Annotated in this window: 11 protein-coding genes and 1 pseudogene; 5 read left to right on the top strand and 7 right to left on the bottom strand. The window is 69.8% G+C overall.

Going from position 1 to position 14,044, the window contains the following annotated elements:
• Positions 1-217: 217 nt before the first annotated feature.
• Positions 218-301, top strand: a pseudogene (locus tag AC4NMM_RS14160) (IS6 family transposase); the annotation flags it as partial.
• A gap of 33 nt (positions 302-334) precedes the next feature.
• On the opposite strand, the gene AC4NMM_RS14155 reads toward AC4NMM_RS14160, so the two are convergent.
• Both AC4NMM_RS14155 and AC4NMM_RS14150 read right to left on the bottom strand, forming a co-directional pair.
• On the bottom strand, positions 335-2,107 hold the full coding sequence (locus AC4NMM_RS14155; protein WP_491924547.1) for a DUF2070 family protein: 1,773 nt from the start codon (positions 2,105-2,107) through the stop codon (positions 335-337).
• Positions 2,108-3,172, bottom strand: a complete 1,065-nt coding sequence (locus AC4NMM_RS14150; RefSeq protein WP_096393040.1) for a glycosyltransferase — start codon at positions 3,170-3,172, stop codon at positions 2,108-2,110.
• Between the two features lie 272 nt (positions 3,173-3,444).
• Between AC4NMM_RS14150 and AC4NMM_RS14145 the strand changes: the two genes are divergently transcribed.
• Both AC4NMM_RS14145 and moaC read left to right on the top strand, forming a co-directional pair.
• A complete protein-coding gene (locus AC4NMM_RS14145) occupies positions 3,445-4,908 on the top strand; it encodes an NAD(P)H-hydrate dehydratase (protein ID WP_491924546.1) in 1,464 nt (487 codons plus the stop codon).
• Positions 4,901-5,443, top strand: coding sequence for a cyclic pyranopterin monophosphate synthase MoaC (moaC, locus tag AC4NMM_RS14140; RefSeq protein WP_491924545.1), 543 nt, complete (start codon positions 4,901-4,903; stop codon positions 5,441-5,443). The genes AC4NMM_RS14145 and moaC overlap by 8 nt, the downstream gene beginning before the upstream one ends.
• A gap of 35 nt (positions 5,444-5,478) precedes the next feature.
• On the opposite strand, the gene AC4NMM_RS14135 is transcribed toward moaC, so the two are convergent.
• On the bottom strand, positions 5,479-7,221 hold the full coding sequence (locus AC4NMM_RS14135) for a formate--tetrahydrofolate ligase (protein ID WP_491924544.1): 1,743 nt from the start codon (positions 7,219-7,221) through the stop codon (positions 5,479-5,481).
• A 55-nt stretch (positions 7,222-7,276) separates the two neighbouring features.
• Positions 7,277-8,461 carry a glycine cleavage system aminomethyltransferase GcvT gene (gene gcvT, locus AC4NMM_RS14130; protein ID WP_491924543.1) on the bottom strand — a complete coding sequence of 395 codons (1,185 nt, stop codon included), beginning with the start codon at positions 8,459-8,461 and terminating at the stop codon, positions 7,277-7,279.
• A gap of 160 nt (positions 8,462-8,621) precedes the next feature.
• Here gcvT and AC4NMM_RS14125 point away from each other — a divergent pair, with 160 nt between their 5' ends.
• On the top strand, positions 8,622-9,284 hold the full coding sequence (locus AC4NMM_RS14125; RefSeq protein WP_491924542.1) for a S26 family signal peptidase: 663 nt from the start codon (positions 8,622-8,624) through the stop codon (positions 9,282-9,284).
• 375 nt (positions 9,285-9,659) lie between these two features.
• Here AC4NMM_RS14125 and AC4NMM_RS14120 read toward each other — a convergent pair whose 3' ends face one another.
• Complete coding sequence (locus AC4NMM_RS14120) at positions 9,660-10,268, bottom strand: NYN domain-containing protein (RefSeq protein WP_491924541.1); 609 nt, start codon at positions 10,266-10,268, stop codon at positions 9,660-9,662.
• 174 nt (positions 10,269-10,442) lie between these two features.
• Between AC4NMM_RS14120 and AC4NMM_RS14115 the strand changes: the two genes are divergently transcribed.
• Positions 10,443-10,697 (top strand): DUF7999 family protein, encoded by a 255-nt coding sequence (locus tag AC4NMM_RS14115; RefSeq protein ID WP_096393047.1) that lies wholly within the window; start codon positions 10,443-10,445, stop codon positions 10,695-10,697.
• Between the two features lie 352 nt (positions 10,698-11,049).
• Here AC4NMM_RS14115 and ilvD read toward each other — a convergent pair whose 3' ends face one another.
• Complete coding sequence (gene ilvD, locus AC4NMM_RS14110; protein ID WP_491924540.1) at positions 11,050-12,843, bottom strand: dihydroxy-acid dehydratase; 1,794 nt, start codon at positions 12,841-12,843, stop codon at positions 11,050-11,052.
• A gap of 82 nt (positions 12,844-12,925) precedes the next feature.
• Positions 12,926-14,008 (bottom strand): type I restriction enzyme HsdR N-terminal domain-containing protein, encoded by a 1,083-nt coding sequence (locus AC4NMM_RS14105; protein ID WP_096393049.1) that lies wholly within the window; start codon positions 14,006-14,008, stop codon positions 12,926-12,928.
• Positions 14,009-14,044: the final 36 nt, after the last annotated feature.

Raw genomic sequence — 14,044 nt, 5'->3', positions numbered from 1 at the left:
CAGAGGGACCGAAGGTCCCTCGCTGGACGCGGTGAGCGCTCGGAGAGCGCGAACCGCGAGGCTGGGGAGGTGTGAGGCTGCGGTGCCGTGCGGGGCGGGACTCAAAGGGGCAGCCGGGAGGACGAAGACGCGCGACGCAAGGACCACAGGGAGGGAGCGATAGCGACCGACCGAGGACCACAGCGAGCGCATCGAGTCCTCCCGGCTGGGGCTTTGAAGCCGTTTGTGGTCGATCGCCAAAGCAGAAACTGCTGACGAGTGGCTCACATCGTTCGCTTTCGCATGGAACCAGCTTATCTGAACACTACGCCGCTCGCTCGGGAGCGACCCCGCCTCAGAAGAAGAGCCACAACACGAGCAGCACGTACAGCGTCACGAGCGAGATGAGCGTCAGCCGGATGAGGATGTTGACGCTGAACACGAGCCCGTTGTAGTCGTTCTTCAGCAGCTTCACCGGCTCCGTGCGGCGGCTCTCGAACCCGACCGTCGCGGGCGCGACGTCGTCGACGGCGCGGTCGACCGCGCGCTCGATGGCGTCGGTGTCGGACTCGCGCATGTTCGCCAGCTCGTGGATCGACGCGTGGGTGTCCGTCGAGAAGGGGATCACGGCGTCGAACTCGTCGCGGTACGCGTCGGCGGTCGCCCGCACGTCCGGGGTGAGCCCGTTCGTGTCGACGCCGATCCAGAGCACTTCTTGGTCGCCGACGGACTCGACCATCGCCAGGGCATCCTGCCCGGTCCGCGTCAGGGCGAACCCGGCGGCGTAGTCGTCGGCGAGTTCAGCGTCGGCGAGCCGATCGCGGAAGTCGTCGAACGCGCGCTTGAGGCGGTCGGCCTCGGCGGAGCCGTACTGGATCTCGGCGTCGGGGCCGTTCTGGATGTCGTGTCTGTGCTGGTCGATCAAAAGCACGTCGTCGTGGTCGACGTCGCGCATGAACACGCCGGTGTCGTAGTCGTCGATCCCCTCGCCGTGGAGGACGATCACCTCCTTGTCGCCGATTCGACGGCCGTGGAATCGCACGTCCGCGTACCCCTCTCGGTCGCCGTACGACTCCGTGACGAGCCGCGACGCGCGCTCGGTCAGCTCCGGCTCGGCGACCGCGTCGAGGATCCGCTCCGCGTCCGCCGGGTTCGACAGGTCCTCCTTGTGGGTACACGGGACGTGGAAGAAGAACCCGGCGTCGCCGTCCGAGGCCGCGCCGGTCCCGCCGTCGATCGCAGCGGCCTCGGTACCGCCGTCGGCGGCGGCCGCGGCCCCGGAGGGGTCGCGCCCCGCGACGTCCCCTCGACCCCCGTTCAGCGCGTCGATCAGGTTCCCGCTCAGCTGACCGCCGCCGAACCCCCCGAGCGGGCCGGGGTGGACCCACGGGGCCGCGACCGTGAGGCGGCTCCCGTTGTCGACGGCGAACGTCTCCACGGACGGTCGGGCCTCGACGCCCAGGTCGAGCGACTCGCGGTCGTTCCGGAGCAGTCCGGAGGTGAGCGCGAACGCCGAGACGTCGGTGTTGCTCTTGATCAGGTAGTCGACGACGAGGAGGACCAAGACGAGGAACCCCGCCGCGATGAGCAGCGAGGCGAACGCGAACACGTGACGGTACGTCGAGAACCCGAACTCGCTGCCGCCCAGCGCGTAGAACGCCGCGATGAGCAGTCCCGGCTCGACCAGCGAGGCGAGCAGGATCCGGTCGGAGCGGTCGATGCCCGTCGAGACGACGAGCACTAAGATGTTGACCAGGTACAGCGTGATGAAGCTCAGCCAGATGATACTCCAGGCGTTCCCGACGTTGTTCGCGCCGGTGAGCACCAGCGCGTACACGAACAGGACGAACTGCGAGGTGAGCGCGAGGAAGTAGCTCCACGGCCGCGGGTAGCCGTCGAGGACGCGGGGGAACAGCTCCGCGGCGACGACGAACGGAACTAAGAAGATGAGGGCGGCCACCGGCACGATCCGAGACGGGTCCGGCGCGAACGGCGTGAAGAGCCAGATTCCGCCGAACGTGCCGACGGCGTACACGGCGCTGAGCACGACGAGCGCGGCCGCCTGAACCCTGAGGGGTGGGACCGAAAAAATGAACCGCTGGAAGGCGTCGACGTTGTCCGCGCCCATCTACGCGGTCACCCCGTATATCGATTCGAGCTCGTCTATCGTCTGTTCCACCGAGAACTGCTGGACGGCCGCGCGGGTGTCCCTGTCGCCGTCGAGGCAGTCGCGGACCGCGCGCTCCATGTCGTCGAGGTCGCCGAGCGCGAAGCGGGCCCCGTTCTCGGGGCCGATCGTCTCGTCGAACGGCGCCACGTCCGCGGCGGCCACCGGGGTGCCGCAGGCGTTCGCCTCCAGCGTCGAGAGGCCGAGCGTGTCGCAGGTCGACGCCGTGACGAAGACGTCGAGCGCGGCGTAGAAGTCGGGGAGTTCCTCCCGTGGGAGGAAGTCGTGGAACCGGACGTTCGCGGGCGCGTCGGCCTCCAACTCCGCGCGGACAGGTCCCTCGCCGACGAGTTCGAACCGGACCTCGGGCAGCCGCTCGGCGAGCCGGAGCGTCTCGTCGACGTTCTTCTTGTGCGTCATCCGGCCGCTGTACCCGACCACGGGCGCGTCCGCCGCGGTCGGACCGCCGTCGGTCGCCAGCGCGGCGACGCGGCCGTTCTCGCTCGGCCGGAACCGGTCCATCTCGATGCCGACCGGGAGCCGAACCGGGTCCACGTCGCGGCGGATCCGTGAGGTCGAGGCCGTGACGCAGTCGAACGCTCTCAGGAATCGGTTCTCGTAGGCCACGTACGCCCGACCGGCGAGCGCGGCGAGCCGCTCCGACTTGAGCCCCTGGACGAAGTAGTCCTCGATCGGAGTGTGGTGGGTGTACACCGACGTCGCGCCGTGCCGCTTCGCGTACCGAAGCCCCATCAGGCCGGTCGACGCCGGGCCGTGACAGTGGACGACGTCGAGGTCGGGGAGCGTCGACAGGCGGCGGTAGGTCGGGAGGCGGTACTGTCGGTAGAAGGGGTTCGGCAGCGACGGGACCGGTATCTCGCGCTCGTCGGGCTCGTGGCTGCTCTCCGGGTACACGACGTACACGTCGTGGCCCCGGGACTCGAGGCGGTCGCGCCACGCCTGAATGGTGTAGGTGACGCCGTCGATCCCGGGGAAGTAGCTGTCGGTGAAGAAGCCGATGTTCATGGTCGCCGTCGTGGGTGGAGGGGTCGCGTCCGGCCGCGGCGGCCGACGTCGCGGTCGGAGGGGCGCGCGTCGGTCGCGGCGTCGCCACGGCCGGCGGCTCGGTCCGGTCGGTGGCCGCCCGCGACGACAGGTGCTACCGGTACCACTGTTGGTCGCGAGGTTCTCCACCTGACCGCTTCAACATTTTCATTTCCCGATGCGACGGGGACGCCGCGACCCCGACCGCGCTCGGACCCCGTCCGCTTAATCCCCGGCCGCGCGTACTGCCGGCCATGATCACGACCGACCGCATGGCGGCCGTCGACGCCAACGCGGCCGCGCTCGGCGTGCCACGAAAGCAGCTGATGGAGTCGTCCGGCAACGCGGTCGCCCGCGAGGTGCGAGCCGCCGCGGATCCCGGCGCGACCGTCGCGCTCGTCTGCGGGCGCGGGAACAACGGGGGGGACGCCCTCGTCGCGGCGCGGTTCCTCGGCGGGTACGACGTCGCGGTTCACCTGCTCGGCCGCCCCGAGACGATCCGGACCGACATCGCTCGGGAGAACTGGGACGCGCTCGAAAACGCCGAGATCCCGAGAGAGGCCGTCTCGGACTCGCGCCAGTTCGATCTCGGCGGGCCCGACGGCGACGACCTGGACGTGGTCGTCGACGCGATGCTCGGCTCCGGGGTCTCGGGCGGCCTCCGCGAACCGGAACGGACCGCGGCCGCCGCGATCAACGCGAGCGACGCGACGGTGATCGCGGTCGACGTCCCCTCCGGGATCGACGCCGACACGGGCGACCCGACCGGTAGCCCGGAGTCCGATCCGACCCCCGTCGACGCCGACCGCGTCGTGACGTTCCACGACGCGAAGCCCGGGCTAGCCGCGCTCGACGCCGAGATCACGGTCGCCGACATCGGAATTCCGGCCGCCGCGGAGCGCTTCACCGGGCCCGGCGACCTGCTCGGGCTCGACCGCGACCCGGACTCGCACAAGGGGGACAACGGCGAGGTACTGGTGGTCGGCGGGGGACCCTACACCGGCGCGCCGACGCTGTCCGCGCTCGCCGCGCTCCGCGCCGGGGCCGACCTCGTCCGCGTGGCGTGCCCCGAGTCCGTCGCCGACGCGGTCCAGGGGTTCTCGCCGAACCTCATCGTCCGCGCGCTGCCCGGCGACCGCGTCGGGCCCGCCCACGTCGAGCGGGTCACGTCGCTCGCGGCCGGGAACGACGTCGTCGTCCTCGGTCCCGGACTGGGAGACGGCGACGGCACCGAGGCGTTCGTCCGCGAGTTCCTGACGGCGTTCGAGGGGCGCGCGGTCGTCGACGCGGACGCGCTCCGGGTCGTCCCCGAGGTCGACACCGACGCCGACCTGATCTGTACGCCGCATCAGGGCGAACTCGTCGGGATGGGCGGCGAGACCGCGGCGGACCCCGACGAGCGCGCGGAACTGGTCCGCGAGTTCGCCGCCGAGGCGGGTCACACGCTGCTCGTGAAGGGCGCCGTCGACGTGGTCGCCGACGGCGACGACGCGCGGCTGAACCGCACCGGCAACCCCGGAATGACCGTCGGCGGGACGGGAGACGTGCTAGCGGGGACGGTCGGCGCGCTGGCGGCCGTGACGGAGCCGTTTCACGCGGCCGCGGTCGGCGCGTACGTCGTCGGGCGCGCGGGCGACGCCGCCGCGGCGGCGAACGGAGCCGGACTGGTGGCGACGGACTTACCCGACCGGCTGCCGGAGGCGATGCGTGATGAGTGAGGACGAAGGCGGCGGGTCCGGAGGCGGAGAGAGAGCCGAGTCCGCGGCCGGGAGCGCGGACGCGCTGACCCACACCGACGACGCGGGCGACGTCCAGATGGTCGACGTCGGCGCGAAGCCCGACAGCAGCCGACGCGCGGTCGCCCGCGGCGAGATCCGGCTGACGCCGGAGACGGTCGCCGCGGTCGAGGCCGACGCGGTCGAGAAGGGCGACGTGCTCGCGACCGCCCGGATCGGCGCGGTTCAGGCGGTCAAACACACCTGGGAGACGATCCCGATGTGCCACCAGATCCCGATCACGAACGTCGACACCGACTTTTCGGTCGGCGACGACCGGATCGGACTGACGGTCGCGGTCGAGACCACCGGGAAGACTGGCTGCGAGATGGAAGCGCTGGAAGGCGTCACGACGGGGCTCAACACCGTCTGGGACATGGTGAAGGCCGCCGAGAAGGACGCGGACGGGGGGTATCCGGACACGCGAATTTCGGACGTCGAGGTCGTCGAGAAGCGGAAGGAGACGCTCGGGGAGTAGGTCCGCGGTCGCCCCGGCCCGACGCGGCCTCCCGATCAGAACAGCCCGGTCACCTCGCCGTCGGCGTCGACGTCGATGTCCTCGGCGGCCGGCTCGGCGGGGAGCCCCGGCATCGTCATCACGTCGGCGGTCTTCGCCACGACGAAGCCGGCGCCGGCCGAGGGCGTCACCTCGCGGACGGTGAGCGTCCACCCCTCGGGGACGCCGGTGAGCGCGGCGTCGTCGGACAGCGAGTACGGCGTCTTCGAGATACAGACCGGTAGGTCGCCGTGCCCCCACCGCTCGACGCGCTCGACGTCGTCGGCGGCGCCGTCGACGTACTCGACGCCCGCGGCGCCGTACACCTCGCGAGCGACGGTCTCGATCTTCTCGCGAATCGGCGCGTCGACATCGTACAGCGGCGAGAACGACCCCGTCCCGGCACGCTCGCGGACGAGCTCGGCGAGGTCGGTCGCGCCCGCGCCGCCGTCGCGGTAGGCGGTCGAGCGCGCGACCGGGATCCCGCGGTCCGCGATCGCCTCCTCCAGCGCCGCCAGTTCGGCCTCCGTGTCGTCAGCGAACACGTTGATCGCGGCGACCGTCGGGACCCCGAACGACTCGGCGATCGAGACGTGTTTCGCGACGTTGTCGACGCCGGCCCGGACCGCGTCGGGGTCCGGTGAACCGAGCGCGTCGAAGTCCGTCGGCCACATCTCCAGCCCGTGGCGCTTCGCGCCGCGGACGGTGGCGACGACGACCGCGACGTCGGGGACCATCCCCTCTCTCGCGACGATGTCGCCGAACTTCTCCGCGCCGAGGTCCGCGCCGAAGCCGGCCTCGGTGACGAGGTAGTCGGCGAGCGCGGCGCCGACCCGGTCCGCGACGAGCGTGTTCGTCCCGTGCGCGATGTTCGCGAAGGGGCCGCCGTGGACGAACGCCGGGACGCCCTCGACCGTCTGGACGAGGTTCGGGCGGAAGGCGTCGCGGAGCAGCGCGGCCGCGGCGCCGGTCACACCCAGATCGTCGGGCGTCACCGGCTCGCCGTCAGCGTCGGCCGCGAGGACGATGCGGCCGATTCGGGCTTTTAAATCCTCCAGGTCGGACGCGAGCCCGAGGACCGCCATCAGCTCCGAGGCGGCGGTGATGACGAACTCGTCCTCGCGCGGGACGCCGCCGGTCGCCCCGCCGAGGCCGACGACCGTCTCGCGGAGCGCGCGGTCGTTGACGTCGAGCGCGCGCGGCCAGTGGACCCGCCGCGCGTCGACCTCCGCGTCGTCTCCCTGATGGAGGCGGTTGTCGAGCGCGGCCGCGAGGAGGTTGTGCGCCGACGTCAGCGCGTGGATGTCGCCGGTGAAGTGGAGGTTGATCGCCTCCATCGGCAACACCTGCGAGTAGCCGCCGCCGGCCGCGCCGCCCTTGATCCCGAAGACGGGGCCGAGCGACGGCTCGCGCACGGCGACCGCGGTCCGCTCGCCCAGCGCGGCGAGGCCCTGGCCGAGCCCCACGGAGGTGACCGTCTTCCCCTCCCCCTTCGGGGTGGGCGACATGCCGGTCACGAGGACGGTCGTCCCGTCGGCTTCAGCCGGTCCGTCGGCCGTCCCCGTCTCACTACTGACGGCCTCGCGCACCGCCGCGTGCGTGAGCCTCGCGACGCCCTCGCCGCGGCGCTCGACGTCGTCGGGGGAGAGCCCCAGATCGGCTGCGACGTCCTCGATCGGGCGGGGATCGGTCGCTCGCGCGACGGCGAGGTCGGATTCCGGTACGCCGGTCGCGTCGCTCGCGGAACCTGTTGGCGCCATACCGGCACTTCTCAGGCGGCTCCCATGAGCGTTGCTCGGTCCTTGGTGACTAGCCTCACCGATCGAGGAACGGCGGGATCACGACCTCGGCGGGCTTCTCGTCGCCGCGCACGACGACGCTCACCTCGGTGCCGGCGTCGGCGTACGACTCGTGGAGGTAGCCTAAGCCGATCGGCTCGTCGAGCGTGGGGCTCATCGTCCCCGACGTGAGCTTCCCGACGCGGGTGAGGTCGCCGTCGGTGACCGCGTAGCCGCCGCGCGGGACGCCGCGCTCCAAGAGGCGGACCCCGACGAACTTCTCGTCGACGCCCTGCTCCTTCTGGGCCTCCAAGGCGTCGCGCCCGACGAACTCCGTGTCGAGCTTCACGACGAACCCGATCCGCGCCTCGTAGGGCGTTCTGGGTTCGTCCTCGGGGTCGAAGTCCTGCCCGGACAGGAGATAGCCCATCTCGGTGCGGAGCGTGTCGCGCGCGCCGAGCCCGCACGGCTGCGCCTCGCGCGGCCCGTCGACGAACGCCGCCCAGACGGCCTCGGCGGCGTCGGCGGGACACATCACCTCGAAGCCGTCCTCGCCGGTGTAGCCGGTGCGCGCGACCCAGCTCTCCGTCTCCGCCACGGCCGCCGCCGTCGCCTCGAACTTCGAGAGGTCGACGACGCGGTCGCGGGGCGTGGCCTCGTCGAGGGCGTCGGCCGCGTCGGGGCCCTGGACCGCGAGCATCGCCCAGTCGTCGGTGGCGTTCGCGACGGTCGCGTCGAGGCCCCACTCGTCGCGGTGGGCGGTCCAGCGGTCCTCCATCTGCTCGTCGTGGCCCGCGTTCGGCACGAAGAGGTACGCGGGGTCGCCGCTCGGCGCGTCGAGGTCGCCGTCGTGGGTGGCTTCGAGGTCAGCGAGCGACGCGGCCGCCTCGCCGGCCGCGGTGCCGTCGGGGAGCCGGTAGACGACCGTGTCGTCGAGCATCACGCCCTCCTCGTTCGTGACCGCGGCGTACTGGGAGTCGCCGGGGTCGAGCGAGGTCACGTCGTTGGTCGTGAGTCGGTCCATCAGCTCTGTCGCGTCCGGGCCGCTCACCTCGATCTCGCCCATGTGGGAGACGTCGAAGACGCCGACCGACTCGCGGACCGCGGCGTGTTCCGTCTGGATCGAGTCGAACTCGACCGGCATCTGCCAGCCGCCGAAGTCGGTGAACTTGGCGCCGCGCGCGTCGTGAGCGTCGTGGAGCGGAGGGAGGCGATCGGACATACTCGCACCTCATCGGGACGAGCCTAAGGTGTTGTGCCATCGGCGGTCCGCTCGGCGGCGGTCGGTATCGTTTGCGGTCGCGATGGGTCCGCGGTCGCGCCCCGGAGGACGGACCGACTCGGCCGACAGCCTCAAGCGGTCGCCGACCTCTCAACCGGGCGTGAGCAGCCGTCGCCCCGATCGCACCGGCCTCGTCGCGCCCGCCGTCGCGGTCCTCCTGATCGCCGTCCTCGTCGGCGCGCTCGTCGGGACGTGGCCGCCGTTCGTCGCCGTCGAGAGCGGCAGCATGGCGCCCGGCGTCGAGCGCGGCGACCTCGTCGTCGTCACGGCGGCCGACCGCGCGCCGTGGGGCGACCTCTCGACCGCCGCCGACCCGGACGCGCCGACGCGGCTCGGCGGGACGGGCGACGTCGTCGTCTACACCGTTCCGGGCGCCGGCGGGAGACCGGTGTTCCACCGCCTCGCGTTCCCCGTCGAGGCCGGGGAGGACTGGACGGAGCGGGCGGATCCGGAGCTCCTCGCGGGCGACTGCGACGAGCTCGCGACCTGCCCCGCGCCGTACGACGGGTACGTAACCTACGGCGACGCGAACGAGCTGTACGACCAGAGCGCCGGTATCGCGCCGGTCGTCCCCGACGAGTGGATCGTCGGCAAGGCGCTGTTCGCGGTGCCGAACCTCGGCTGGATCCGGGTGTGGGTCGACGCGGCGACCGCGCGGTACGGCGGGGTCGCGACCGGCGTCGTCCTCGTGGGCGGCGCGGGACTGGCCGGTGGGATCGGGGCGCTGCTTCTGGGGCGGTTTCGGCCCAGTAGAAGACAGTGAGCCGGTCCGGTCGGAGCGAGACAGTATTTAAATGGAGGCAAAGTGGCGGTACCGGTGACTTATAAAGGCGGTGTGGTCGGCGCGCGCCTCCGAGCGCCCGACAGGGCGCGAGGAGCGCGTGCGAGGGACGCCGCGAGCGACCGGAGGGAGCGAGCGGCGAGGCTGGGGAGGTGTGAGGCTGCTGTGCGGGGCGGGACTCAAAGGGGCAGCCGGGAGGCGGGCGCAGGCGACGTAAGCACTGGAGGGAGCGAACGGAGTGAGCGACCGAAGCGCGCAGCGAGCGTGCGCCCGCCTCCCGGCTGGGGCTTTGGAGGAGTTCGACGCCCAGTTCTCGTTCATTTATAAACAGCCACCGCCGACACCGTGTTTCGATCCTTATCGCGTCGAGGCCGATTCAGTACCCGCTTCGTCGCTTCCGCCGTCGGCCGGTTCGTTCTCGTCGCCGTCGAGGGTCACGGAGCCGTTGGCGGCGTTCCGAAGGGCGTCCGAGCGCCCGAACTCGCCGGGCGCGATGGCGAGCGTCCGGATCCCGTAGCCGTTCGCGGTCTCGACGACCGGCTTGAAGTCCGTGTCGCGGGAGGCGATCGCGAGGGTGTCCATCCGGCCTTCGGCCGCGAATCGCGCGGCGTCGACCGCGAGCTTCACGTCCACGTCGCCGCTCGTGATCACGACCTCGAAGCCGCGCGCCTCCGCGGCCTGAATCAGCCCCGGCGTCGCGTGCTCGTCGAGGTACAGGCGGGTCGTCACCAGCGAGCCCTCCGCCTCGCCGGCCCGCCGCACGTCGTCGAGGTCGACGTCGAACTCCTCGCGCAACACGTTCGGGCCGTCGACGAACAGCGCCACGCCGCCGGCGTCGACGTCCGTCACGCCGTCCGGTCCGACCCCGTCTTCCGGTCGGATCTCGTCGTCTGCGCTCGGCTCGGCGTCAGCGGTCGGCTCGCCATCCACGTTCGGCTCGCTCTCCGGCCCGTCGCCTCGGTCCATGGCCGGCCTTCGCCGTCGCCGGAGATAGGTATGGTGATTCCGCTCAACGGCGGGTCGCGGCGCCGCCCGATCGTTTCGGAACTTCAAGCCCTTATATCCGTATTACGACTTCGGTCACGACCGTAGTGAATATACGGAGATTTGAAGTAGGGTGTCCAGCAATAACGGGATAAGATGTCACAATCGAACGCGTACACCGTCATTTCCGCACAGAACGATCACGAATGTACCACTGTACGTGCCCATCCCCGCAACGAGACGTTCCACGTCGTCGAGTACGCCGACGAGGACGCCCGCGAGCGCGTCGCTGACCTGCCGGTGGGTTCGGTCGTGAAGATGGAGCTGTCGCGCGCCGGCCGCCGCAGCAACGTCTGGCGCGCCGAGTCGGTCAATACCGCACAGACCGACGGCGGGACGAGCGGGGCGTAATCCGAGTGGCTCCTAGCGCGAAATTCCGGATTTATTGATATTCTCTATTATAAGCGATCGACTGCGCTACGGAGAACACCTCCAAAGCCCCAGTCGCGAGGCGGGCGCACGCTCGCTGCGCTCCTCAGTCGCTCGTTTCACTCGCTCCTTCCGGTGCTTACGTCGCCTGCGCCCGCCTCGCGACTGCCCCTTTGAGTCCCGCCCCCAACAGCACCGCAGCCTCACACCTCCCCAGCCTCGTCGGCCTCCCTCCGGTCGGCCGACTCCCTCGCGCGTGCTCCTCGCGGCCTTCGGCCGCTCGTCGGCACGCGCCACCGCACATATAAATCCAAAAAGCAGCTGCTCGTCTCCTTTATAAGTCTCGCGTGAGCCGCGGGTTCGTCACCGCGCCGTCCGCGGCGGACGCGAAGTCGCGGCCGTACTTCGCGAGGATGCCGCCCTCGTAGGGCGGCTCGGGCGCGTCCCACGCCTCGCGGCGCTCGTCGAGCTCCTCGTCGGTGAGGTCCACCGTCAGGTCGCGTTCGGGGATGTCGACCGTGACGTGGTCGCCGTCCTCGATGAGCCCGATCGGGCCGCCGACGGCGGCCTCGGGCGCGACGTGGCCGATCATCGGGCCGCGGGTGGCGCCCGAGAACCGGCCGTCGGTGAGCAGCGCCACGTCGTCCTCGTGGCCCGCGCCCACGACGGCGGCGGTGACGCCGAGCATCTCGCGCATCCCGGGGCCGCCGCGGGGGCCCTCGTTGCGGATGACGATCACGTCGCCGGACTCGATGCCGCCCGACTGGACGTACTCCATCGCGTCCTCCTCGTTCTCGAACACGCGGGCGGGCCCCTCGTGGTAGAACTCGTCGTCGCCGGTCACCTTCAGCACCGAGCCGTCCGGCGCGAGGTTCCCGTCGAGAATCTTGATCGCGCCCTCCTCCTCCTTCGGCTCGTCGACCGTGTAGAGGAAGTCGGCCTCGATCTCGTCGTCGGCCGGCAGGTCGCCCCGCTCCTCCAGCTCGGCGATCTCCTCGGCGAGCGTCCGGCCCGTCACCGTCATCGCGTCGCCATGGAGCAGGTCGGCCTCCAGCAGGCGCCGGAGGACGACAGGCACGCCGCCGACCTCGTGGAGGTCGTTCATCACGCGGCTCCCGCCGGGCTGGAGGTCCGCGATCTTCGGCGTGCGCCGCGAGATCTCGTCGAAGTCCTCGATCGAGAGGTCCACGTCCGCCTCGCCCGCGAGCGCGAGCAGGTGGAGCACCGCGTTCGTCGAGCCGCCCATCGCGGTCTGGACCGCGATCGCGTTCTCGAACGACTCTCGGGTGAGGATGTCGGAGGGCCGCCGGTCGTTCTCGATACAGTCCATCGCGAGCTCGCCGGCGCGCTCGGCGACCGCGTAGCGCTCCTCGTCCTCGGCGGGCGGCGAGGCGGAGCCGAGCGGCGCCAGCCCGAGCGCCTCCGAGAGCGACGCCATCGTGTTCGCGGTGAACATCCCGCCGCACGAGCCCGCGCCGGGGCAGGCGTTGCGCTCCAGGTCGTCGAGCTCGTCGGCGTCCATGTCGCCCTGCGCGTACGTCCCGACGCCCTCGAACACCTGGACGATCGTCACGTCGCGCCCGTCGTGTTGGCCGGGCATGATCGACCCGCCGTAGAGGAAGACGCTGGGCAGGTCTGTCCGGATCGCGGCCATCATCATCCCGGGGAGGTTCTTGTCGCAGCCCGCGACCGTCACCAGCGCGTCCATCCGCTCGCCGAAGGAGACGAGCTCGACGGAGTCGGCGATCACCTCCCGCGAGATGAGACTCGCCTTCATCCCCTCGGTCCCCATCGAGATGGCGTCGCTGATGGTGATCGTCCCGAACTCGATCGGCATCCCCCCCGCGGCGTCGATGCCGTCGAGCGCGGCGTCCGCCACGTCGTCGAGGTGGACGTTACACGGCGTGATGTCCGCGGCCGGGTTCGGCACGCCGATGATCGGCGAGGAGAGGTCCTCGTCGTCGAACCCCATCGCGCGGAACATCGCGCGGTGCGGCGCCTTGTCCGGCCCCTCGGTCACCTCGCGGCTCCGCAGCTCCTCGTCTTTCCCGCCGGCGAATCGGTCCGTGTCCTCCCGGCGACGACGCCGCTCGTCGTCGTCGTCGGATCTCGGCTGCTGTTCGCTCATACCCGACCCTGTCGCTCGGGACTCTTAAACGACCGCGTCGGGGCGAGGGTTGCTCGGCGGGGCGAACTAGTTCGGGGCGGGATTACCACTCGCCTGTATAATCTATGTCGACACCGCAGGCGTCGGCGAAGTTTCGGAGATGGCGTTTCTTGTCTTTCTTGTTTAATGACGTGTAGACATAGTAGTCCTCGCCGACCTGCCGGTACGTTCGCATCTCGTCGCCGTTCGGATGGTTCGGCTCGTCGTTCAGCATCGCGATTTTCTGTCCAGGAACGTACGGAAGTGGCGCGTACGCCTCGATCAGACCGTGGTTTTCGATGAGATGATCCACGGTCCCCTCCATAACGTCTGACTGGCTCTCACCGCTGAGGAACGTTGACCCAGTATCGGTGATGAGTTCCACGACGTACGATCCAGATTCGTCTGAATGTCCGGTGGTTTTCGTGGGGTCTGACGACTGGGTATCAGTTTCACTATCCACCCGACTCTCGTTCTGATCTCGTTCCAATTCCGCGATCAGATCGTCTACGAGTGTCTTCGACAGCGACTCAGCTGGTTGGGAGACAACTTCGCCGACTCGATCGACGACCGTCTCACGGATCGAATCCGCGATATCGTCTTTCTCTTTGGACAGCGTCGAAATCGCTTGCCGTCGACGCTCCACCCGCTGATAAATCTCTGTCGAGGCACCCGACTGAATCGAATCCTTCGAGAGCGCGGCGAGCATCCAGTCGTTCGCGGTGAGGTCGGCGAGGTCAGATTCTCCGAGGCGTTCCACGTCGGGGGTAGCGCCGTCTTTTTTAAGACGAAACACGGCGAACGTCTTTCCGTTCGTGAGTAGTCCCCAATCGACCCACTCCTGTCGCATGTAGCTCCGTAGTTGGTCGGCGTAAGCGTCGGTAATCGTTGTGTCACAGCCTTTCGCTTCGACGAATAGAGTCGGAGATCCGTCGGCGAACAGCGCGTAGTCGACCTTCTTTTTTGAAGACCCCATCTGGACCGAGTATTCCATCTCGATTTCCGTGGAGTAGAAGTCCCATCCAAGAACATCTCTTATAAATGGATCAATCAGTCGAGATCGCGTGTTCTGCTCGTCCATTTGCGGAGACGACTCGACGAGCGACAGGGAGCGTTCGACGTAGTCCGACACCGTCTCCTCGTCCATCTTTCGGAAATCTCTGGTGCGCACCCTCTTAAAAGT

The organism is Halorubrum sp. SD41 (genome assembly GCF_058630335.1).
This window is presented reverse-complemented; position numbering and strand designations above follow the sequence as displayed.